This window comes from Oceanotoga sp. (genome assembly GCF_030445905.1).
Taxonomy (GTDB): domain Bacteria; phylum Thermotogota; class Thermotogae; order Petrotogales; family Petrotogaceae; genus Oceanotoga; species Oceanotoga teriensis.
The window spans coordinates 1-22,859 of record NZ_JASUSU010000047.1 but is presented as its reverse complement, the minus strand read 5'-3'; the positions used below and the strand labels follow the sequence as shown (position 1 = coordinate 22,859).

Here is a 22,859-nt window from a genome sequence, read left to right as displayed (position 1 = left end):
TACTTTTGTCCCGCAAAAATTAGTAAATATCTCACTGTACTTATAAACAGGAAAATTGAATAAAATAGATTTTAATGACTATTCAAACTTGTTATATGAAAAAATCTCTATTTCTTTGATTGAAGAAATAGAGATTTTCTTCAAGTTCTAAGATGATGTCATATGATGAAGCTTGTATTCGATAAGTTGTGAATTTTCTGTCTATCCTTGATTTTATTTCTATTGCAAAATCCTGATTTTAATAAAATTTATGATTGGCTATATGTTAGTCTTTTTGAGCATAGCTTTATTCAAAGCTTTTTCCTAGTCGTTTAAATTTGCACTTTCTGATAAAATGGGTACTCCATTGCGTTAAGTGTCGTTATCCTTCTGATTTTTTGAATCCCCTGTAAATTAAGATAATTAGCAACTTTATAAAATTTCATATTCTCATTTAAATATTTATCAAAAATAATGAATACTACTTCAGCTTCATCTTACGTATAAAAAGTTGTTTATACGTGAGATAATAGCCGTAAGAAGCAAAGCCACCATTCCAAAAGCCTTGACAAGCTTTTTCTTTTCGTTAAAGATAAAGTCGATGTAATGAGAAAAAAATAAGACTGGAGAATCCTTTAAGGTAGGAATTTTTTCCATAATATCCAAAGTTTATGAATACTACTCTGCTTATGGAGAAAAAGAAGATATTTTACAGAATTTTAAATAAAGTGGTTTTGTAAAACTCTTTGGATAGGTTACAACTTCTATTAAGAATATTGTAAAAATACATAGAAATATAAAAATAATATTATCAAAGCACTTAGAGAGAACAGATAAAAAAAAAGAAGCCATAAAAAAATCAGTCTGAAAGATAATTTTATGGTTAATATAATTTTAGGGATTACTATAATGATTTTTATTTTACAAGAATTTAAATAAAAAGAATATATTTATTTAAAAAGGATATTTTATGTTATAATGTAATAAATAAAGTTGTTTTAGTTATAAAAAATTATTTAAAAATTAATATATATGGAAATGAAAAATACTGAACTTATGGAAAAAGTAAAAGTGAGTAAAAGCACATTTTATAAAATAAAAAATAGATAAAATGTAACAATAGATGTATTGCTCAGAATTTTTAATGCTTTAGAATGTGATATTGATGAAATAGTAAAATGTGTGAAAATTTAATATTAGGAGATTAAGCTTTGAATAAAATTACAGGTGTTAAAAAACGAGATATTTTCAAATTGTTTAAAAAATGAATAACAGAAGATAATTGGTTAACAACAGAGATTATATATTATCCTTATTATGGTCGTTTTGAAATTGTAGATTTCTTAAAAAAACTATATAACTTAGCGGATTGGGAAAGCCAAGATTCTCGAGTTGATAATGCAGAAAAAGAAACTATAATGCATACACGTAATGGTTTATCCAGATGGTTGGATATTCGATGACGAAAGATTTTAATTACTTGATGGTGAAGATAATATTCTGCTGGATTCTCTTTGTTAAATCTTTCATCCTGAGGAGAGAGATGAAAACGGAGTTTAGAAAATATATGTTAAAAAACTAGATATATATATTCCTTTTTCTAAGAAAAATAGTTCTTTAATAAAGAGTGGAGAATAAATATTAAACTTTCAAATAAATTGAGGCATCAGCTTTTTAAGGTGATGAATAAATATGATGAAACTAATTGGAATTATACAAGATATAGTAGCAATTATGTTCTGGAAGATATTAATCAATTTTATATTCCAAAACATCATGTTGATAAATAACTTGTTGAAATAGAAGAATTTAAAGATTTTCAAGGAAGAACTTCCCCATTTGTAATTTTCGATGTTATTGAAAGTTTTAATAGGCATATTACAAATCGAGAAGGATTTGAAGATGAAATTAATGCTATTTTAAAATTGAACAGAATCAATGTAGAACTTAGAAGTAAAGAGATACACTCTTCTATTGATAATTCATTTTCATTGGATTCTTCTGTAAAAACCAATGAAACAGGTATAGAAGAGCTGAATAGAAATACAGAGGAATTATAGCAAAGGTAAATATTCGTATGCTGTGGAAAAATTTATGATGCTTTTGAGCGAATTAAAACATACTATTATCCTCAATTAGATAAAAAAGAAATTTGCAGACAAAATAATTGATGAATTAAGTGATGGTAATAACGATGTTAGATGTAACTTCTGAATTTAAAGCATTGACCGATATAGGAAACTCATATCAAGACATCATGAAATTAATAAAATAGATATTAGCAAGGATTTGCATTATAAGTATTTCTATAAAAGATGTTTTGCATTAATTTCTATAATAATAGAAAATTTGCAGTAAGGGGGAATTAATTTGTTTTTTGATAATAGCAAATATTTTATATTTGATAAATCTATACCTTGCTCAAGTGGAAATAAAATTCAAGTATATAAACTTAATAATGACTTATTAGATGACAATAGTCTAAATAACTGGGCCTCCGGATTAAGGGATAATTATGTGGAAGAAATTCTATTAGAATCTCTAGTTAAAGGAACAGGATTAACGCAAAAAGAGTTTTTGGAGAAGAATATATTTCCCAATCATCAAAATAAACTAGGTGCTTCGACTATGTCAGGAGAATTCGGCGAGATATTGGTATATGACTATATAAATTTTGTGCTAAAATACTATGTTACTAGAACTAGGTATTTTGAAAAAGTCAATCCCAATATGTCAGTATCTGGAAGTGATGTGATAGGGTATCAAGTTAAACATATTGATAATCCAAGCAAAACGGATCACTTAATAGTTGCTGAAGTAAAAACTCGTTCAAGTATATATGGAAATAAAAATAGTCTGTGTAAAAAAACTGTTAAAGATGCTATAGAACATTCTGTTAAAGACAGAGTTAGAATAGGAGAGTCTCTAAATGCTGAAAAAAGAAGATTACTTAACCGTTCAAGAATTGAAGAGGCTAAAATAGTAGAAAGGTTTCAAAATAAAACGGATAATCCATTTTCTTTAGACTTTTTTGCAGTTGCTGTATTGGATAATGAATTGTATTCAGATCAAGTAGTTTTGGATGTGGTTAATAGTCAGCATGAAAATATAAAATCTCCAAATGTATTAATAATTTATTCTAAAGAATTAAAGCTTTTCTTAAGAGATTTGTATAGGAGGGCTTGTTTATGTTGATAGAAAGTGCTTCAAATTACTATTTGAAAAAAGTTCGAGCAAAAGCAAAAATGTATGAATATGGAGTGCCGGAGAATCTTCATATTGAAGTTGAAAATCAAGCCAATGATCTTATATTACTTAGTATTGGAGTAGTTGGAGACATCGCTAACGAAATATGGAACATGAAAGAAGCACCTATAATTTTTACAAAGGAAAAGGAAGAAGAACTATATTTTGTATCAAGATTTTTTGATTCATATTTCCAATCCAAAATGGGCATAGAGATGAACCCATATTATATTTTAATGGGAGCAGTTACTTATTATTTTTGCAATATGAATGGAAGTTCAAAAGTAATGATGAATATTATGCCAGATTTATATGATTTCGAGTTTTCTGCTTCTGGATTAGAAAATGTAATAATGTGGTTGTTAGATAATAATCATGAATTTAAGATTGACAGTATAGATGAAAAATATAGAAGTTATATTACACAATTGGTTGAGTACTATAATGTATTTTTTGATTGCAAAAAAGCTAATAACACTAATTTCAATGACTTTAGAAGTTATGTTTACAAAATTGGCAACGACAGAGAAATATTATTTACAGATATTATTTTAGCAATATTAAAAAAGAAAATTTATAATTCTTGTATTAATCTAATGCCACTGTATTCTGGGATTGACAAGAATGATTGGATTCCAACATTTAAGAATAATACGCTGATGAAAGAAATGTGGTCATCTCAGATTTTGCTGGGAAAAGAGGGAATTTTCAAGGGTAAATCAGGTGTTATTCAAATGCCAACAAGTTCTGGCAAAACTACATCGGTTGCACTTGCTATACAAGCTGCTTTTTTATCTCATAGAACTCCTATTGTAATTGTTGTGGCCCCATTTAGGGCACTATGTAAAGAAATAATGTTTGATATGGAAAGTTTTTTTGCATTTGATAAAAATATATCTGTAACTGAAATTTCTGATATTCCTGAATCTGGAGAGATAGAGTTAGCTACATCGGAGACGATTGATAAAAAAATACTTGTTATGACTCCAGAAAAATTGGCATATACTTTAAAATATAATGCAGAAATAATTGAAAATATTAACATGATTGTCTTTGATGAAGCCCATTTGTTCGATGATGAATCAAGAGGAACAGATTACGAACTTCTATTAACAACTATCAATAGCTACCTTAAACCAAATTCACAGAAGATATTGGTTTCAGCAGTAATTTCTAATGCTGATCAATTAAATGCTTGGATTAACAATGATGGTATTGTTATAAGGAATAATACAATTAAGACATCAGAGAAAACGGTAGCCTTTAATACGTTTACCTCTGCTAATGTTAGTAATGCTTATAGCAATCTTTATTTTGTTGATCCAAATAAATATCTAAAAGAAGAATTTTATGTGCCTAAAGTAGTTCAAACAAGAAGATTAAATAAAAAAGGTAATGAGAGAAAATTAAGATATTTTCCTGATTTTAAAAATAATAAGCAAGATGTAGGCATTTACTATGCGATTAAATTAATTAAAAATGGAAGTATTGCTATTTTTTGTTCAAAAAAGGATACTGTAAATAAGATATTATCAAGATTTATTGATCTAAATAAAAGAGGAGTTTCACTTGATGATTTTAGAGGCTTGTCAGACAATAATGAAAGCATTAAAATTGCAAATTTAATAAGGGAACATTTAGGTGAAAACAATTTATACATGGCAGCATTAAACGGTATTGTAGCACATCATTCAGGTGTGCCGAACGGAGTAAGAATTGCTGAAGAATATGCTTTGAAAAAATCATTAGTTCGTTGTGTGGTATGTACTTCTACATTGGCACAAGGAGTAAACTTGCCAATTAAATATTTAATCGTATCAAGTATTTATCAATCAAAACAGGTAATTAAAGTTAGGGATTTCCATAATTTAATTGGAAGAACAGCAAGAGCAGGAAAAGAGACAGAAGGAACTATCATTTTAACAGAAGATGTCTATAAAAATGGTAAAGAATATTATAAGTTAAATAATTATAGGCGACTGCTTAATGCTGATAATTCTGAGGAGTGTTCTAGTAATCTTTTGAAACTGGTTAGAAAAATTGACTTGGGTAATGGTAAAAATTTCCCTTTTGAATCCTTAAAAAGTTATATTTCATTAAGATATTCTGCAAAAGAAGCGTATGTTATAGAAAAAAATAAAATTCTTGAAAATAAAGAACAAAAAAAAGAAAATGGTGTAGAGATTTTTTATAAAATGAATGAAATAGAAAGTATTCTAGTATCATTGGAAAATTTTATACTGGGATTTGCAGACGTTGAAGATGAGAGTTTTGAAATTATTCAATCTACATATGGGTACTATTTGGCTAATGAAAAGGAAAAGGCAGAATTAAAAAATATATACAATCTCATTAAAAGTAATATTGATAGGCTTGAAGTTAATGATAAGTTTCTCTATAAAAAAAGTATGTTAGGCATACTGAAAATGAAGGAACTATCAAAATTTATAGATGATAATTTATATGAAATAATAAATGCGGATTTTGATGAAATAATTAGCATTATTGCTAATAAACTAAAAGAATCAGAAGTTTGTAAGATTATACCTAAATTTATTGATGATAGCTATGTTTATGAACTATTAAAAATGTGGATTAATGGTAAAACCTATATTCAAATATGGAACTACTCAAAATCGGTAAATTTGCTAATTAAGAGGGGTAAAAAGAGTAGAGATATATCGTTGGAGGATATAGTAACTTTATGTGATTCAGACTTTGGATATGTTTCATTAACGATAATACAGGCTATTGTTGAGGTGTTAAATACTAAAGATTGTAGCGAAAACATACAGGAAGATTTGAGTGATATAATTTATAGAATAAGATATGGATTACCGAATAAAGAGTCAGTATATATATATGAACTTGGATTTGCAGATAGAATTATTTCACAAAAAATTACTAATGAGATAAGAGCTTATAACTGTAGTACAAAAAAGAAAACAAAATCTGCAATAAAAAGTAATAAGGAGAAATTACGGGCAGTATTGGTAAATTATCCATCATATTTCATGGATAAGTTAGAAAAGATACGATAAAATCGTAAGGAGATAGAGTTACCTATCCATCTCCTTACTGATATATATTTCGTAATTTTTTCGTAACTGATATAGTTCTTTCATATCGGATTTTGAGGAAGAATACTCTTGCATTAGGGTATTCTTTTTTTCTTGCAATTTATCAAGTTTATTTAAAATATCTTTTAAATTAGGAAGATTGGAATAGGATTTTTTAAATTCTGAAAGGACGGTTTCGTATAGTGCGATTTGAGTTTTGTATTCCTAAAAAAATCCCTTGTAAAATGGATTAGTCTTATAACCTTTGTAGTATTCCCTATTTTTTTACTATATAAACTGATTAATAGTAATAGACAGCTCTTGCATTTTCTTATCAATAGCCTGTGCCTTGATTTTGCCTTTCAGTAGCAGTTTTTTGAATGTATTCATCAAGTTTGCTTAACAGATTTAATGCCATGTTCTCTTATAAAAACAACGGACTCAGCCATTGTGTTTAAGTTATGTTTGGTTGTCCAATACTCATAACCTTTGTTCTCTTTCACTTTGGCATTGGTATTCATATTATGACATTTCCGATTCGTTTTTTGACAGGAGGGGTTTTAATAACTTGATTTTCTGTAATACGCTCTTTTAATTTTTCTTCGGTATAATCTTCACCAATCGTCTTAGCCCTTGTAAATCTCTGCTTATCTTTTGGCTTAAAGGCTATATGTTTTCCATACTTTATTTCATAACCAAGTTCCGCCATCTTCTTTAGAAATTCTTCCCAATCATTAGACTGTTTTATCAAACGATCAATGTCAAATTGAAGTTTGCTTTTCCAAGAAGTACCTTTCTTAGACTGTTCATTTTCATACCATGACTTTCCACTAACCTTGCACTTTTTCTTATAAGCTTCATAAAATTCATCAATAACAGAAAGGTTGTTTTCTTTGCATAGCTTATCACTTTGATACGTATTTGATGATAGCTCTTTTTATTAGATTGATAGCACTTGCCCGTTACCATATTTACATTAATATGGTTGTGGATATATCCTTTATCTATGTGTGTAGATAAGACAAATTCGTACTAATCTTTTAATATCTTTTTACAAAGTTCAAGACCGATTTGATGTGCCATTTCAGAACTTGTTTCTCCAGGCAAAAAGGACTGAATGAGATGTCTTGCAAGGATAGTCCTATTTGTTCCTGAATCATTTCGTTTTCTTAAAAATTGAGTATGAGCATTTTCCTGTCATTTATATCATCTTTATAGATTACATCGGTCGAATTTACTTGCTTCGCAATTTAATTGATGTTTTTTGTAGCATTGGAAAGTAAGCCTTGTAAATCCCTGAATGGTTCTAAATCCATTATTGAATTAAAATTCAATATTATTCAGTTTTGAAAAGAGATTTACTTATGTCTGAAAAAGAATTATCAAAAAAAGTGATTGAAAAAATTGAAGAAATAAAATATGAAAATAATATTATTTTCATATCAATTGATAAAAATTTAAAGTCAACTAAGAAATATATATACTCTACTGATGAGAAAAAACTACTTACTTTTTTCAATAGATTATGATGGACACTTTGGAAAAATAATGATAAGAATATTAAACACATTGTATTTCATTGTTATAATATAGTGGGTATACTTAATCATTAAAATTAAATTCAACGATTGGCATAGCAAAGTATATAAAATTTGTTTCAATAATAATAATTCCTCATTATCGTTGAAAAAACAAACTATACCTGACCAGCATACCTATTAAGAAAAGTAAATTTATAAAATAGTTACAGATATACAAATTGGAGAATTTGGATTATTTTTTCATTCTTTTAATTATATATAGAATTTGGCCAAGAAATATGGCACGGTTCTTTTTGATGCTTTGGCTCTATTGCTTAGAGACTAATTGATTTGATATAACGAATGATTTTAATGTAGCTTTATTCTTTGCAACTTGAAAAACAGACAGTAATACTAAAAAATCATTAAAAATACATATGTAAATTTGAACTAAAGGAGGAACATTATGAATATTTTATGGGGAAGTTTGATGTTATTAATTGGTCTTTTTCTATTTGTATCATCAATTAAAAAAAGTAAATTTATCATATACAAAATCCTTGTCGATAGAAGCAAAAGTTTATGGGGAGAAAATGTACATACTTTTTTCATAGCAGTAGGTATTGTCATCATGGGATTAAGTTCATTGTTCTTTTTAAATATCTGGGGGTAATATATATTTGAATTCTTAGATTATCATAAACAATTGCGATAGAAAATGAGTATTTACACTAATTATAGATTTGCTATTATAAATATTTTGAGGTAAATAATAACTTATAAGAATTTGGATGAAAAAGCACATAAAAAATTGATTCTAAATAGACACCACAAAATTCACTAAATAAGGAGGAGTTCTCAATGAATTGGGAACCATGGACAGGTTGTTACAAAATTAGTGATGGGTGCACATATTGTTATTTTTATGGACCTCATGCAAAACGATATGGTCAAAACATCATAAAAAGAACAGATAAATTTGATTGGCCCATAAAAAAAGATACCAAAGGGGAATACAAAATTAAAGGAAACAAAGTTCTTGCAACATGTTTTGCAACTGATTTTTTTCTTTCTGAAGCAGATGAATGGCGTAAAGAAGTTTGGGATATCATCAGGGAAAGAACAGATATAGAATTTTTAATTTTGACAAAACGAATTGACCGTTTTCTTGTATCACTTCCATCAGATTGGGATACTGGATATGACAATGTAAATATTGGTTGTACTGTTGAAAATCAAATGCTGGCAGATTATAGACTTCCATTATTTTTATCTTATCCGATAAAGCACCGTTTTATTGCCTGCGCTCCGATCTTAGAAGCAATAGATCTAACATCCTATCTTCATGGAGTAGAGTATGTTACAGTTGGTGGTGAAACAGGTCGAGAAGCTCGCGAATGTGATTATGATTGGGTACTTAATATCCGTGAACAATGCATAAAAGCAAATATAACATTTTGGTTCAAAAATACAGGCTCATTTTTTAAACATAATGGAATAGTGAAAAAAATAAATCCTTTTAAGCAATCTAATATGGCGAAAGATCTTGGCATAAATATTTCAGAAGGGAAAAAATTATTTTAACCTTAACAGAATAATAGAAAAAATTATTGCCTATTTTATTTAATCAATATTCTGAAATACTCAAGAATATTAAACACATTGTTTTTCATTGTTATAATATAATATAGCAGGTATACCCAACCATTAAAACTAAATTCAACGATTGGCATAGCAAAGTATATAAAATTCGTTCCAATAATAATTTCTCTGAAAATGAATACTACAAAAGCCATTTTGAGTTTCATAAGTGCTTGAAAATAATAAATTGAACAAACATTTGATAAAATGTAGAAAAACCAGTAACACATGTTTTTTTATTTAAATATAAATCTGGTCAGCTTTCGAAGAATTAATGAGTTTTTCGCCGACCAGAAATGAGTAATCATAAAAAAGATGTATAGAGACAAATAATTGTTGCAAATTCGCTACCTATTTAATTGATATTAAGTAGGATTGTACTAATGAAAGCAAATCCGTGTTGACTCAAAAAATAATAGCAAACCGCACTATGATAGAAAAATAACAGAATCAATGTAAAATAATAAATCATGCTAAACATTTCTTTAACATAACTTTCTTATACATGTAAAAGCCTAATATATCAGATAAAAACCATCCTACAATAATAGCCCAGCATATTCCTGAAAAACCGAGTTTTGGTGCAAAGGAATAAGCTAACAACACTCTTAAACCTTGAGATACTATAGTCATTAATATCGATATTTTAATATTTCCAAGTCCTCTAAAAAAACCATAAAACATAACAATAAAGCCAAGAAGAACGTAAAATAGCGGAACAATTTTAAGATAACTAACTCCAACAGCTATTACTTCTGTCGCATTTTTGTTGACAAAAAGAGTTATTAAATCAGGGGCAAAAATAAATGCAACAAAGCTAATAACTGTAGACAAAACTATGATAATCCTTGAAGTTGTACGAAACCCTTTTCGAATTCTCATAGTTTCTCCAGCACCTTTATTTTGAGCAGTATAAGTAGAAAAGGAATTACCTAAATCTTGCAAAGGTGCATTGGCAACAGAGTCAATTTTAGAACAAGCTGCAAAAGCGGCCATAACTGTTGAGCCAAATGTGTTTACTAGTCCTTGAATAAGCATCATTCCTAAACTAGAAATAGATTGTTGCAATGCTGTTAATATAGAAAAAGTAGCAATTTTATTAAACGCAGTGATACTAAATACCAAGTCTTTTCGTTTGAAGTTTAGAAAGCGCATTCGTTTTATGGTATAAATACCACATCCTACAGCAGCAAAAGCTTGTGTAAGAAGTGTAGCAATAGCTGCTCCAGAAGTTCCCATATGGAATATAACTATAAAAAGCAAGTCTAAAATGAGATTCAATATACAGGAAGCAACCAAAAAATATAAGGGTGTCTTTGAATCTCCAAAGGCTCGTAATAAAAAGGCAAAAGCATTATATATACCGACAAAAACAAAACCATAAAAAACATATTTTAAATAATCAACAGCATAGGTAACAGTTTCTTCAGGCATTTGATAAAAAGTAATAATTTGTTTTAAAAAAATTGATGTTACAATTGTTATTAATAAGCTTACACAAAATAAAAATAATAATGCAGTAGAAATTGTCTTTTTTAATTCATCGTAATTTTTTCCTCCATAAAGCTGTGAGAAAATTGCTGAAGCACCCATAGCAAGTCCTAATAAGATAGAAGTTATAAATACAGTCACAGCACTTGAAGAACCAACTGCAGCAAATGCGTTGGTTCCTACAAATTTTCCTATTATAATTGAATCAATGATGCTATAAAATTGTTGCAATAAATCTCCTATAAATAAAGGAATAAAAAATTTTAAAATAATATGTGAAGGTTTTCCCTTCGTCATATCTAATTCCATTGATAATTCCTCCTATAAGTTTGAAGGTAAATATGCAATTGCTAAATCTCCAGTAATCGGATTAGTATATATTTCGCAATCTATTTCATAAACTTGTTTTATTAATTTTTTTGTTACTATTTCTTTTGGATTTCCAGAAGTAATAACTTTTCCATCTTTTATTACATAAAGCATATCACAATAAACAGAAGCCATATGAAGATCATGTAAAGCGGCAAGAACGCCAATATTTAACGACTTTACAATTGTCAAAATTTGAATTTGATACTTAATATCCAAATGGTTTGTTGGCTCGTCCAAAATCAAGAACTTAGGTTGTTGTGCAATTGCACGTGCCAGTATTACTCTTTGTTTTTCTCCGCCAGATAAAGTCAAATAACTTCTATCGGCATACTCTGTCAAATTCACCTGTTTTAAAGCATCTGCAACAATTTTATAATCCTGCATATTATCAGCTTCCATAAGATGTTTGTGAGGAGTACGCCCCATCATAACCATTTCCTGAACTGTAAAATCGAAGCTTAAATCATTAAATTGTCCTACAACTCCCATATCTTTCGAAACAATACGAGCAGATGATTTTATGATATCTTTATCACCTAAAAAGATAGTTCCTTTTTGAGGTTTAATTACTTTATATATACTTTTCAATAAAGTGGACTTACCACAACCATTTGGTCCTATAATTCCCACAAATTGTTTGTTTTTGACTCTAATACTAATATCTTTTATAATGTCAGTGCCTGTTAAAGATACCGATATATTTTCCGCATTTAAATTCAAATTATCTCCCTCCAAAACCATAACTTTTTTTAATAAGCATGTACATGAATATTGGTGCACCTAGCAATGAAGTTATAATTCCAACAGGAAGTTCTCCATTAGGAACTATTGTTCTGGCGAAAATATCTGTCCATATCATAAATAAGGAGCCAAATAGTATTGATGCTGGTATGAGACGCTTATGATCGGAACCCACAACGCTTCGTACTATATGTGGAACAATAAGACCTACGAATCCTATAATTCCACAGGTAGACACTAAAATACCTGTTACTATAGAAGATATAACCATATACAATCGCCTATAGAAATTCAGATTTACTCCCAAAGTAATTGCAGTTTCTTCTCCCATGAGCATTGTGTTCATCACTCTAAATTGAAACAAAAAAAATATAATTGCTGTAATAACAACAATTGATATAAGTGGTAATGTACTCCATTCAGCCGAAGCCAAACTTCCCATTGTCCAGAAGGATACTGAGCGTATTCCATCTGAATTTTTTGCAAAGTATATGATAAAATTTGAAAATGCATTGCAGAGAGCATTAATTACCGTTCCTGCTAGAACCAGTTTCACCGAAGAAGTTTTTCCACCAATACTGGCAAGACCCAAGACTAATGTTGCTGCTCCAAGTGCACCAATAAACGCCCATGATGCAACTCCAAACTCTCCAAGCATTCCTCCTACACTAAAACCAAGCATAATTGAAAAAGTAGCTCCCAAAGCAGCACCAGACGAAATCCCCAAAATATAAGGATCTGCCAAAGGATTTTGTACAGAAGCTTGCATGACTGTTCCACATAATGCAAGCCCTGCCCCCATAACCATTGCCAGTAAGACTCTAGGAAAACGAATTTGCCAAATAATATCTATATACATACCATTTGAAATTTGTTCTATATTTGCAAACTTTCCATCTGTCATTTTATGAATCAGTATCTGAAAAGATTTATGAAAAGGAATTGATACTTGTCCAATAGATACTGAAAGTATTACGGATATAAAAACAGAAGAAATTAAAATAATAAAGATAATTGAGAAAAAAGAACGTTTTTCAACAACTTTTAGGCTGTTTTTAGAAATATATTTTTGCTTACTGTTATGTAATGATCCCATACTTATTCTCCTTTAAATAATTCAGGATGAATAAATTCAGCCACATTCATATACAGATCAGAAAGTCCAAGACTTCCCCTAACAGCGTTAGTATATTCAACAACCTTTACATTTCCAGTCTTAATCGCTGTTGCACTTCTTAGTTTGGGATTAAGAAGATATTTGTTAATCAATGCCTCACTATCTGACTTCTGAAATCCAGTAATAATAATTTTATCTGGATTAACCGATAAAATAGATTCCTCAGACATATCCACATATGTTTCTTTTGATACTTTAATATACTCACCACCTACGTCCTCAATTATTTCGTCTATGAGACAAAGAGACGGGCCATAGTAATAAGTTTTATTTCCGCTAGTTCCAAGCAATAAAATTTTAGGTCTATTGTTTGCTTGCACTGCTTTAGTTTTAATTTCAATGATTTTCTCTTTTTGTTCATTAATAAATGTATTAGTTTTTTTTTCAATATTGAGTACCTTTCCCAAGTTGTTGATATCATCAAAAAATCCATCGATTGTACGACCAATGGTATAATTAATACCTGTCAATACTGGAATTCCTCGTTCATTCCAAAAAGAAATATCTCCAAGACGATCTTTCTGGAATGCAGATGACATTGAAATAATCAAATCGGGTTTAAGTTCTAATATGGATTCTTTTGATGGCCACATATCCGTAATAATTGGTAGACTTGTTATTTGTTCTTCATATTCGGAAAATGATTTGTCTAAATAAGCCAGTCCCACAATTCTATTTTTTTCTCCCAATCCAATCATCCACTCTGCGAAACCTTGACCAATGACAACAATGCGTTGTGGCTCTTTTTCAATGATTTGTTTTATTTCATTCTTTTTATCATCATAAATTGATAAAACAAATGGATAATAATTATCCTGCTGTGAGATATTTTTTTGACTAACAGAAGACGAATTAGATACTGCATTTTGAGTTGCATCTTTTTGTGAATAAGCTATCAATGCTATAAAGCAAAGAATAATTGCCAATAGAATAAATATTTTTTTTACCATATATGATCCTCCTACTTTGAATTAAGTTAGAGAAAACTAACTTTGTTAATCAACATAACATATTGTACAACATATTATCTTTGAAAATATACTGCTTGAACTGCTTAATTATGTTGAGGAAAAATCATTTTAAATAAAAAAAACCGCAGGCTTAAACCTGCGGTTAAAATGATATATTTTAGTTTTATTCAGAATTTCTTAGCAATGAAGATTTTCTGTATTTTAGTGGAGTAACACCGTATTGTTTCTTAAATGCTGCACAGAAATTACTAGGGCTTGAATAGCCGCTATCATAAGCAATTTCATTGATAGTATTATCTGTATTTAACAGCATTGATGCGGCACGATTTAAAACAAGTTTTCTGTGATAGCTGAAAATGGTATCTCCATAAACTAGTTTAAAACCCTTAGTAAGTTTTTTTGGATTTATGACCAAATTTTCTGCTAATGAAAAAAGGTTTGGCAATTCAAACGGTTGACTCAAGAGTATTTGTGGAATTTCTTTAATTTTTTGTAATTCATATGAACTTAAATCTACTACATCATACCCCTCACGCTTAATCACTTCATTTGAAACAATTAACGAAAATACTTCCATGACCTTACTTTCATAAAATAGAGTACGTGATTTTACAGGGAGTCGGCAGTTAAATATTTGTAGAAAAATATTGGCTATTTCTGTTGGAGTATTTAAACCAAGATAATATTCTGAACGAATTTGTTTTCCTAAGTTTTCTATCGTATCATGCCATACTTCTATTCCATCACTTCCAAAATAAGATGATAATGTATTTTTATTAGCCGTAATTGAAATTCCTTGATATTTTTGTCCAGCACACCGCTTTATTGTTCCTTTCATATCTTGTGACATGGAAAAAGACAAATTATTTGGACCAAAACAAGTATTCCCTACATTTTCTTCTTTAATATACATACATCCATCAATGCAATATTCTATTTCAAAATAATCCTTTGTTAAATCAAACACCGTTATTATATCTTCAGAAAACACAAAATCATAAATAAGTAGCATGACATTGCCAAGCAAATTATATATTTGTATTGTTCCTTTACCATACTCCGGTTTTATATCATAAACAATACCTTTATTCATATCATGATTGGGTAAAAAACGAGTATTCCCAATTTGTTCATGCATTATTTTATATTGTTTAAGCATGGTGCTATATCCTTTTCTTGAATTGATATGAAAAATTTTTTTCATGAATAAGATCCTTTCTTGCTTTAATTCTAAGCAGCTATATATAAATTTTAATTTAAAATAAGTTAACCAGAAATATTATATCATACTGTCTGTTTTGTATCTACTTATTATCATAATGAAATATTTTTTCTTAATTATTTTGGTTAACGTTCAATTACAAATGTACCTAAAAAAACTATTCTAAATGATTATAAAAATAGTTTAGAATTTCTTTTCCAAAATTAAATCTAAGTGGATGTGTATACAAATGTTAAGTTTTAAAAATAGTAAAAAACTGTTCATTCTGATAAAACTATTAAAAAATTCATAAAATTTTATATAATAGGAACATATAAACTCTCAAATGTAGTATGATTGAATGGATAAAATGATTATAAAAATCAATTTCTTTTGAGGTGCAAAAAATGATAGGTTTAAAAAGAGGAACAGTAAAACTGTTCAACCATGAAAAGGTATGGGAACTTGAAGCTCAAAGAACAATTTCTCGTTTGAATAAGATTTTAGGTTCTGTTGCAAGTGATATTCAACATGTGGGAAGCACATCTGTTTTTACAATAAAAGCTAAGCCAATAATTGATATTGCAGTTGCAGTAGATAATTTTAAAGATGTTCTTGCTTTAGAAAAAGAATTCATTAATTATGGATTTTATTATAGACCTAATGCAAATTTAAAAGGCCAACTTCTTTTTGCCTGTGGTAGTTATTATGATGGTACTGGTGATCTACAAACACATTTTATTCATATTGTTTTAAAAGATAGTATGGAATGGATAAACTACATCAATTTTAGAGATTATTTAAATAAAATGCCTAAGGTAGCTAAAGCTTATGAAAATTTGAAATTATCACTTGTAGAAACTATACATTCTGACAAATGTAGAGAAGAATATTTGAGAAGGAAAAATGATTTCATTGTTTATACTTTAAGAAAAGCTCTTGTTAATTATTATCTTGGAAAAACAGTTAAAATTAAAATTGATCGACCTATAGGCAGTTCTCATCCTAAATACTCAGATCTCATATATCCTGTAAATTATGGATATATTCCAGGTGTTTTAGGTGGAGATGGTGAAGAATTAGATGTTTATCTTCTTGGTATAGATAATCCCGTAAAGAATTATATAGCTCGTATTATAGGCATTATTCATCGTCATAATGATATAGAAGATAAACTTGTAGCTGCACCTGAAGGAATAAATTTCACTAAAACAGAAATTAAAAAAATATTACATTTTCAGGAACAATATTACAAAAGCGATATAGAAATAATTCCTCCATACAAATTTATTTCGAAAAAAGTCATCAATAAAGGTTGGTCATGTGATAAGAAGTACTGTGTTATAACTGATGATGGTATAAAATACTTGCTAAGAATTACTCCAAAAGAAAAAAGTGCTAATCGTGAAAATATGTTTCGTATACAAAAACAGCTAGCATCTTTAGATGTTTCTATGTGTAAACCTGTGGAGTTAGGAAAGTGTAAAGAAGGTATTTACATCCTTCAAACTTGGATTGATGGTAAAGATGCTGAAGAAATTATTCCTCATCTTACTAATTCTGAGCAGTATTATTATGGTCTTGAAGCAGGTAAAATGCTTAAAATAATTCATTCCATTCCAGCTCCAAAGAATCATCCTGATTGGGAATTTCGATTTAATGCAAAAATGGATAGTAAAATCAAAATGTACAATGAATGCCATATTAAATTTGATGGTGCAAAAGATATGATTTCTTATATGAATTCTAACCGTCATTTGCTTGCAAACAGGCGACAAACCTTTCAACACGGAGATTATCATATTGGTAATATGATGATTGAAAAGAATAAGATTGTTATTATAGATTTTGACCGTTATGATTTTGGTGATCCTTGGGAAGAATTTAATCGTATCATAATTTGTGTTCAAATTTCTCCTATGTTTGCATCAGGAATTATAAATGGTTATTTTGATAACAAAGTACCGTTTAAATTTTGGAAATTACTTGCATTATACATTAGCAGTAATACGCTTTCTTCTATACCATGGGCTATTAAATTTGGAGAAAGTGAAGTAAATACTATGCTTAATCAAGCAAAGAATATTATGAATTGGTATAACAATATGCAGAATCCTATTCCAACTTGGTATAGGGATATAGTAATCAAATAACAATATTTAACAAATTAAGTAAAACAGAATTAATTGAAAATAAAAAAGTCTAATAAAAAAAATTGAATAATTATTATATTATGTTGTGGGTGTGAAAAAATGGAAAATAGACCAAAGTTTGAAGATATAACCTCATTTGAAAATTTCAATAAATATTATTGGTATAGGGATGAATTATCAAAAATATGTAGGTCATTAAAAATAGAACATAGAGGTACTAAAAAAGAATTAATGAACAATATAAAAAAATACTTCTCTGGAAAATTAATTAAAAAAAAAGTTTCAAAGAAATATATTAAAAAAACTCATAATATCTCTATAAATACTCCACTATTAGAATGTAACTTTTCTTTTAATTCAAAATTTAGACATTATTTTTCAAAAATCACAGGTGTTATATCATTTAAATTTACAGCTGATATGGCAACTGCATGGAGAAAAGTAAAAAATGAAAATGATAAGAACTTTACAATCCAAAATATGTTAGATATTTATTATGGAAAATCAAATTATGCAAAGTATGATAATTCAATGTGCCAGTGGAATCAATTTGTAAAAGATTTTTGCGAAGATGAAAAAAGCTTTTTATACTCTAATAAATTGAAAGTTGCCTCTATACTTTGGAAAGAAATAAGAGATTCCAAAAAAGAAAAAGTTTATCATAAAGAATTACTTGATAAATATTCTGAGAAAATAAAAGACTATCAAAAATAAATTTAAATGACTAACTAAAAAACTATATATGAGGGGGAAAATAGTGATATGAAAAAAAAACTAATAGTAACTGATATATTAACAATTTGTATTATTATATTGTTGTCATTAATAACAATAATTGGAATAAGCTCTTTTAGTACAGATAAAAGTTATTTCATTATAAATCAATATGAAGACAATGTTAAAATTTTCGGAAACGGTATCTACGCCCATGATTCATATTTCAAAGCTCCGATTTTTATTGGTAGTGACTTTACAATGCTTTTTTTAGTCGTCCCAATGATGATAATTTCTTTGATTGGTGAAATAAAAAAAAGAACAATAAAATCAAAATTAGTACTAACAACAGTTATGGGAACAGTATTATACTATTCTACAAGCATAGTATTTGGAGTCACTTATAATTATCTTCATTTGGCTTATATCGCTTTGTTTTCTAGTTCATTTTTTACTTTTATTATTTTAGTAAAGAGTATAAATTCGGATGATCTAAGAAAAATGCAAAAATGGATACTTCCATCAAATGGATTAAGTATATTTTTAATATTATCTGGTATTTCCCTATTTGTTGCATGGCTACCAGATATAATATCTTCACTTATAAACGGAAAATCATTATCTCTTATAGAAGTATATACAACAGAAATCACTTATGTATTAGACATTGGAATAATAAGTCCTTTGATATTTATATGTTTATTTTATCTCAAAAAAAATGAAGGAATTGGAGATATCTTGCTTGCAATAATTTTAAAATTATGTCAAATTATAGGAATTATGCTTCCAATTCAAACATTTTTTCAAACTATAGCTGGTATTAAAATACCTATTCCAGCTCTTATTACTAAACTTGGAATATTTGTTTTACTTGCAACTTTTGCAGCATATTTTAACACCAAATTTTATAAAAATATAGATTTAGTATAATTTTTTTAATATTATTTTATATTTAAAGATTAAGATCTTTTTTTAATATTACCATTAATAAAACTACAAATGTTATAAAGTTCTTCTTCATTAGGTGATTTATTATAAAATTGAGTATATTTCTCAACTACTTCATTTTTTATATATTCATCTCCTACAAAATTACCTATTCTTATGAGATCATCAAGATAATTTAAAAATTCTTCTTTACTTTCTGGACGATAATGAGATGTAAGATAATATAATGCATCATATTCTTTTATTTTATTTATCATTGGAAATAACTTATCCCTGCTATAACTCCATTCACCATTATATATGTCTTCACAAGTACAATCACCTAAAAATATTGTTTTTTCATTTGGAACATAAATAATGGTAGAATCTTCAGAGTGACAACCTCCAACATGATCAATTACACAATTGATTCCACCTAAATCAATTTCTAGACTCTTTTTAAATGAAATATCTGCATTTGAAGTTCTAAAATCATCTCGATTTGGCATTTCAAGTTTTATCATTTCACTGCAAAACTCTATTTCTTCACCATCATTTACTCGTTTGTCTAAATTGAAATCATCCCATGTTAGTTTTTGCATTTTGTTTAAATTTTCTTTAGTAATATCATTACAAATTGTCATTAAATTCATAGTTTCAATTCCAAATATATGATCCCAATGCCAATGAGTTAATACTAAATATTTTAATGGAGGAATATCTAATTTACTAATTTCATTTAAAAATTCATTAGCATGCTTTGGAGAGTTACCAGCATCTACAACTAAGCTATATTTATCGCCATAGATTAATCCTAATAAAGGTCTATCTGTTCTATCATCATTTGGCATATAATAAATTCTTTCCGTAAGATTAACAAGCATTTTTTTAACTCCTTTTAATATTTTTGTTCTTTTTAAAAAATTTATTTCATTTTCTTTTCAAAACGAAAAAAATAATCTCCACCTATCATATCTTCGGGTATATTAGAATCTTTGTGTTGTGGATTAAAGAATTCTACAATATGAAAACCACAACGATTTACATAGAAATGAATATTTCTTTTTTCAAAATATGGAGTAACAGTCTCCCAAATTTTTGTTTTAGAGTGAATTTTTTAAATTTCTTTCCAAATAGCCTGTCCCACGCCATAGTTCTGCGTTCCATATTTCACATAGAGAAAATCAAGATGATTATGTTGTGTCTTTTCATCAATTATAATAATTGCACCACCAACCATTTTATCATCTAAAATTGCTTTATATGCAATTGATCCTTTAGTTTTTAATGAATGATTTATATCTTCTTCAGGAAGTATTTCTGCATATAAATCATAAAACTCAGACTCTGCAGCTTTTTGAAAAGCTTCTTGCATGTCTTTTTTGTATTCTATCAAATCTTTTTATTCTACAGTTAATAATTTAAAATTCATATATAACACTCCTTATAAAAAATTAATTTGTTCACGAAAACATTTTACATATTTTTCCATCAAAAATATGTATGTATCAATTTCTTTTGAAGACCATGATTCAAAAGATTTTAATTCTACTTCGTATAGCTTAACTACAGTATTATTTATATGCTCTTTACCTTTTTCTGTAAGAATAATCTTTTTTGATCTACCTTTATATTTTTTTCAATAAAGTTTTTACAAATTTAGAGAATTAACATTTTAAAGTTAATATGGTATATTAACTTTTATGTAATGTAATAGTGTATATTTAATTTAAGTAAAAGAGATATATTGTATTTAAAAATTGATTTAAAAAATTTTATTCTGATAAAATATATAATAAGATTATTATCAAAAATAAAAAACTTTAAATAGGAGAATAAAAATAATATGACAATTGAAACAGAAAGACTTATTATTCGTAAATTTAAATTGACAGATAAAAATGATTTATGTGAATACATGATTCAACGTGTAGATAAAAAATTTGAAAATTATCCTGATTTCACTATGGAAAAAGCAGAAAAAGAAATTGAGTTTCGTTCACAAAGCGATGAATTTTTTGCTATTGAATTAAAATCAACAGGAAAAGTGATTGGAAACATATATCTTGGAAAAAGAGATTTTGAAGCAAAAGAACTCGGTTATGTTCTTAATGAAAATTATCATCAAACTGGATATGGTAGTGAAGCAGCTTTGGCAGCAATAAAATATGAATTTGCAAATGGAACACGTAGAATTTATGCAGAAGCATCACCTGAAAATGAGGCATCTTGGAGATTAATGGAAAAAATTGGTTTGCAACGTGAAGCAAGATTACGTAAAAATGTTTCATTTCATAATGATGAATATGGGAATCCTATTTATTGGGATACATATATTTATGCAGCTTTAAAAACAGATGGAATATAATATTAGAATATTGTATTTATAATAAACATAAGAGGTGAAATAATATGATATCAATTAGTAATAGTAAAGTAATATTACGTGATTTTATAGAAAGCGATATAGAAAAACGTATTTCATGGGAAACCAAACATACAGAATGGAAGCTTTGGGATGCTCCTTGGGAATTTGATAATATTACACAAGAACAAAAGCAAAAGAAACTCGATAAATATATAGAAAAAATGTATGCATTGGTGGAAAAATATAAAATTATGTCAGATACAAAAAAACGTTTATCTTTTCAGATCTGTAATAAAAATAATAAATATATAGGATGGTGTAATTCTTATAGAATTGATAATGAATTTTTATACTCATCTGAAGGTACTAAATGTGCTATAGGTATAGATATACCTGATATATCATACAGAGGAAAAGGTTATGCATTTCATTCTCTTTGTCTTTTTATAGATTATCTTATGGAACATGGTGAATCAGAAATATATACTCAGACATGGTCTGGAAATATCAGAATGATAAATCTTGCCAAAAAACTTGGTTTTGAAGAATGTTCAAGAAAAGAAAACTCAAGAAATGTGCGTGGTAAAAAATATGATGGGCTTACATTTCTATTGAACAAAGTACTTTATAAAAAATCAAAACAAGAATTATAAAAAAATTGTTATAGTATTTTTAAAATATTGAAAAAATAAGTCTTAAAGAAAAGACAGTTGCTTTTGAAAAGCATCCTCATAAAAAGACATAATAAATATTATTTTTCTGAGTACAAATCTGTAATTTTTTTACACATGATTGAAAAAGTATGTACTTCTTCTTTAGTTAACGCTTTTTCAATTAAATTCATAATTTCATGTCCAAAATTGTCAACACGATTTAAAAAAGATTTTCCTTCTTTAGTAATTATTATATTATAAGAACGACGATCATTTATTTGCCTTTTTTGAATAATATATCCTTTTTCCAGCAAACGTTTTGTTAATTTTGAAATACCTGATTGTGAAATGCCTCTTATTTGAGCGAGTTCTTTAGTTGTTTTCGTTCCATATTTGTTTAATGTATCAAGTATATAGTATTGTGCTGTTGAAACACCTTCAACATTGAAACGATTTGAATATGATACAATCATGCATTGAAGAGGAACATAACCTTCTTCTAATTCTTTTGTAAACATTAAATTAACCTCCTATTCTTTATTAATTTGTATCTTTCTAAATTCTAAAAACGTTTATTTAAAGTAATTTTAAACGATGTTAAAAGGGATATTTACCTCCATAGGTTATAATTAAATTGTTAAGAAAT

General features: G+C 27.8%; 18 protein-coding genes and 6 pseudogenes. 13 read left to right on the top strand and 11 right to left on the bottom strand.

The genetic code is table 11. The annotated features are described in order from the left end of the window. Positions 1-311 precede the first annotated feature (311 nt). On the bottom strand, positions 312-452 hold the full coding sequence (locus PWP28_RS13865) for a hypothetical protein (protein WP_374045492.1): 141 nt from the start codon (positions 450-452) through the stop codon (positions 312-314). 518 nt (positions 453-970) lie between these two features. Between PWP28_RS13865 and PWP28_RS11720 the strand changes: the two are divergent. The 4 genes and pseudogenes from PWP28_RS11720 to PWP28_RS11705 all read left to right on the top strand — a co-directional run. After that, a pseudogene (locus tag PWP28_RS11720) lies at positions 971-1,173 on the top strand (helix-turn-helix domain-containing protein); the annotation flags it as partial. A 74-nt stretch (positions 1,174-1,247) separates the two neighbouring features. After that, positions 1,248-2,337: pseudogene (locus PWP28_RS13860) on the top strand (hypothetical protein). Positions 2,338-2,349: 12 nt separating this feature from the next. Next, on the top strand, positions 2,350-3,174 hold the full coding sequence (locus PWP28_RS11710) for a Hachiman antiphage defense system protein HamA (protein ID WP_308644796.1): 825 nt from the start codon (positions 2,350-2,352) through the stop codon (positions 3,172-3,174). Then, positions 3,168-6,266: a DEAD/DEAH box helicase gene (locus tag PWP28_RS11705; protein WP_308644795.1), complete on the top strand. Its 3,099-nt coding sequence runs from the start codon at positions 3,168-3,170 to the stop codon at positions 6,264-6,266. Before PWP28_RS11710 ends, PWP28_RS11705 begins: the two co-directional genes overlap by 7 nt. An 18-nt stretch (positions 6,267-6,284) precedes the next feature. On the opposite strand, the pseudogene PWP28_RS11700 reads toward PWP28_RS11705, so the two are convergent. Further along, a pseudogene (locus PWP28_RS11700) lies at positions 6,285-7,481 on the bottom strand (relaxase/mobilization nuclease domain-containing protein); the annotation flags it as partial. Beyond that, positions 7,454-7,600: pseudogene (locus PWP28_RS11695) on the bottom strand (plasmid mobilization relaxosome protein MobC); the annotation flags it as partial. The pseudogenes PWP28_RS11695 and PWP28_RS11700, both read right to left, overlap by 28 nt. 48 nt (positions 7,601-7,648) lie before the next feature. Between PWP28_RS11695 and PWP28_RS11690 the strand changes: the two are divergent. From PWP28_RS11690 to PWP28_RS11680, 3 genes are all read left to right on the top strand, one after another. Further along, positions 7,649-7,813, top strand: a complete 165-nt coding sequence (locus PWP28_RS11690) for a hypothetical protein (RefSeq protein WP_158274728.1) — start codon at positions 7,649-7,651, stop codon at positions 7,811-7,813. Between the two features lie 457 nt (positions 7,814-8,270). Beyond that, positions 8,271-8,477, top strand: coding sequence for a hypothetical protein (locus PWP28_RS11685; RefSeq protein ID WP_305082189.1), 207 nt, complete (start codon positions 8,271-8,273; stop codon positions 8,475-8,477). A gap of 188 nt (positions 8,478-8,665) precedes the next feature. After that, positions 8,666-9,388, top strand: a complete 723-nt coding sequence (locus tag PWP28_RS11680; protein WP_308644794.1) for a DUF5131 family protein — start codon at positions 8,666-8,668, stop codon at positions 9,386-9,388. A 525-nt stretch (positions 9,389-9,913) separates the two neighbouring features. Here PWP28_RS11680 and PWP28_RS11675 read toward each other — a convergent pair. The 5 genes from PWP28_RS11675 to PWP28_RS11655 form a co-directional block, all read right to left on the bottom strand. Further along, complete coding sequence (locus PWP28_RS11675) at positions 9,914-11,245, bottom strand: MATE family efflux transporter (RefSeq protein WP_308644793.1); 1,332 nt, start codon at positions 11,243-11,245, stop codon at positions 9,914-9,916. Between the two features lie 12 nt (positions 11,246-11,257). After that, positions 11,258-12,028: an ABC transporter ATP-binding protein gene (locus tag PWP28_RS11670; RefSeq protein WP_308644792.1), complete on the bottom strand. Its 771-nt coding sequence runs from the start codon at positions 12,026-12,028 to the stop codon at positions 11,258-11,260. A gap of 1 nt (position 12,029) precedes the next feature. Next, positions 12,030-13,145 carry an iron ABC transporter permease gene (locus PWP28_RS11665; RefSeq protein ID WP_308644791.1) on the bottom strand — a complete coding sequence of 372 codons (1,116 nt, stop codon included), beginning with the start codon at positions 13,143-13,145 and terminating at the stop codon, positions 12,030-12,032. A gap of 2 nt (positions 13,146-13,147) precedes the next feature. Further along, positions 13,148-14,176, bottom strand: coding sequence for an ABC transporter substrate-binding protein (locus PWP28_RS11660; RefSeq protein ID WP_308644790.1), 1,029 nt, complete (start codon positions 14,174-14,176; stop codon positions 13,148-13,150). Positions 14,177-14,360: 184 nt separating this feature from the next. Beyond that, positions 14,361-15,401, bottom strand: coding sequence for an AraC family transcriptional regulator (locus PWP28_RS11655; RefSeq protein ID WP_308644789.1), 1,041 nt, complete (start codon positions 15,399-15,401; stop codon positions 14,361-14,363). Positions 15,402-15,805: 404 nt separating this feature from the next. On the opposite strand from PWP28_RS11655, the pseudogene PWP28_RS13855 reads away from it, so the two are divergent. The 4 genes and pseudogenes from PWP28_RS13855 to PWP28_RS11640 all read left to right on the top strand — a co-directional run. After that, a pseudogene (locus PWP28_RS13855) lies at positions 15,806-16,315 on the top strand (GrpB family protein); the annotation flags it as partial. Then, on the top strand, positions 16,292-17,551 hold the full coding sequence (locus tag PWP28_RS11650; protein ID WP_374045491.1) for a phosphotransferase: 1,260 nt from the start codon (positions 16,292-16,294) through the stop codon (positions 17,549-17,551). The pseudogene PWP28_RS13855 and the gene PWP28_RS11650, both read left to right, overlap by 24 nt. 99 nt (positions 17,552-17,650) lie before the next feature. Beyond that, a complete protein-coding gene (locus PWP28_RS11645) occupies positions 17,651-18,265 on the top strand; it encodes an SAP domain-containing protein (RefSeq protein ID WP_308644787.1) in 615 nt (204 codons plus the stop codon). A 48-nt stretch (positions 18,266-18,313) separates the two neighbouring features. After that, positions 18,314-19,195, top strand: coding sequence for a hypothetical protein (locus tag PWP28_RS11640; RefSeq protein ID WP_308644786.1), 882 nt, complete (start codon positions 18,314-18,316; stop codon positions 19,193-19,195). A 29-nt stretch (positions 19,196-19,224) separates the two neighbouring features. On the opposite strand, the gene PWP28_RS11635 is transcribed toward PWP28_RS11640, so the two are convergent. Together PWP28_RS11635 and PWP28_RS13850 are read right to left on the bottom strand one after the other, a co-directional pair. Then, entirely contained in the window at positions 19,225-20,076 is an 852-nt protein-coding gene (locus PWP28_RS11635) for an MBL fold metallo-hydrolase (protein ID WP_109603486.1), read from the bottom strand. Between the two features lie 41 nt (positions 20,077-20,117). Beyond that, a pseudogene (locus PWP28_RS13850) lies at positions 20,118-20,567 on the bottom strand (GNAT family N-acetyltransferase). Positions 20,568-21,038: 471 nt separating this feature from the next. Between PWP28_RS13850 and PWP28_RS11625 the strand changes: the two are divergent. Both PWP28_RS11625 and PWP28_RS11620 read left to right on the top strand, forming a co-directional pair. Then, complete coding sequence (locus tag PWP28_RS11625; protein ID WP_308644784.1) at positions 21,039-21,560, top strand: GNAT family protein; 522 nt, start codon at positions 21,039-21,041, stop codon at positions 21,558-21,560. A 44-nt stretch (positions 21,561-21,604) separates the two neighbouring features. After that, positions 21,605-22,213, top strand: coding sequence for a GNAT family N-acetyltransferase (locus tag PWP28_RS11620; protein ID WP_109603490.1), 609 nt, complete (start codon positions 21,605-21,607; stop codon positions 22,211-22,213). A gap of 98 nt (positions 22,214-22,311) precedes the next feature. Here the strand turns inward: PWP28_RS11620 and PWP28_RS11615 are convergent, their stop codons facing one another. Further along, positions 22,312-22,731 (bottom strand): MarR family transcriptional regulator, encoded by a 420-nt coding sequence (locus tag PWP28_RS11615; protein WP_308644783.1) that lies wholly within the window; start codon positions 22,729-22,731, stop codon positions 22,312-22,314. Positions 22,732-22,859 lie beyond the last annotated feature (128 nt).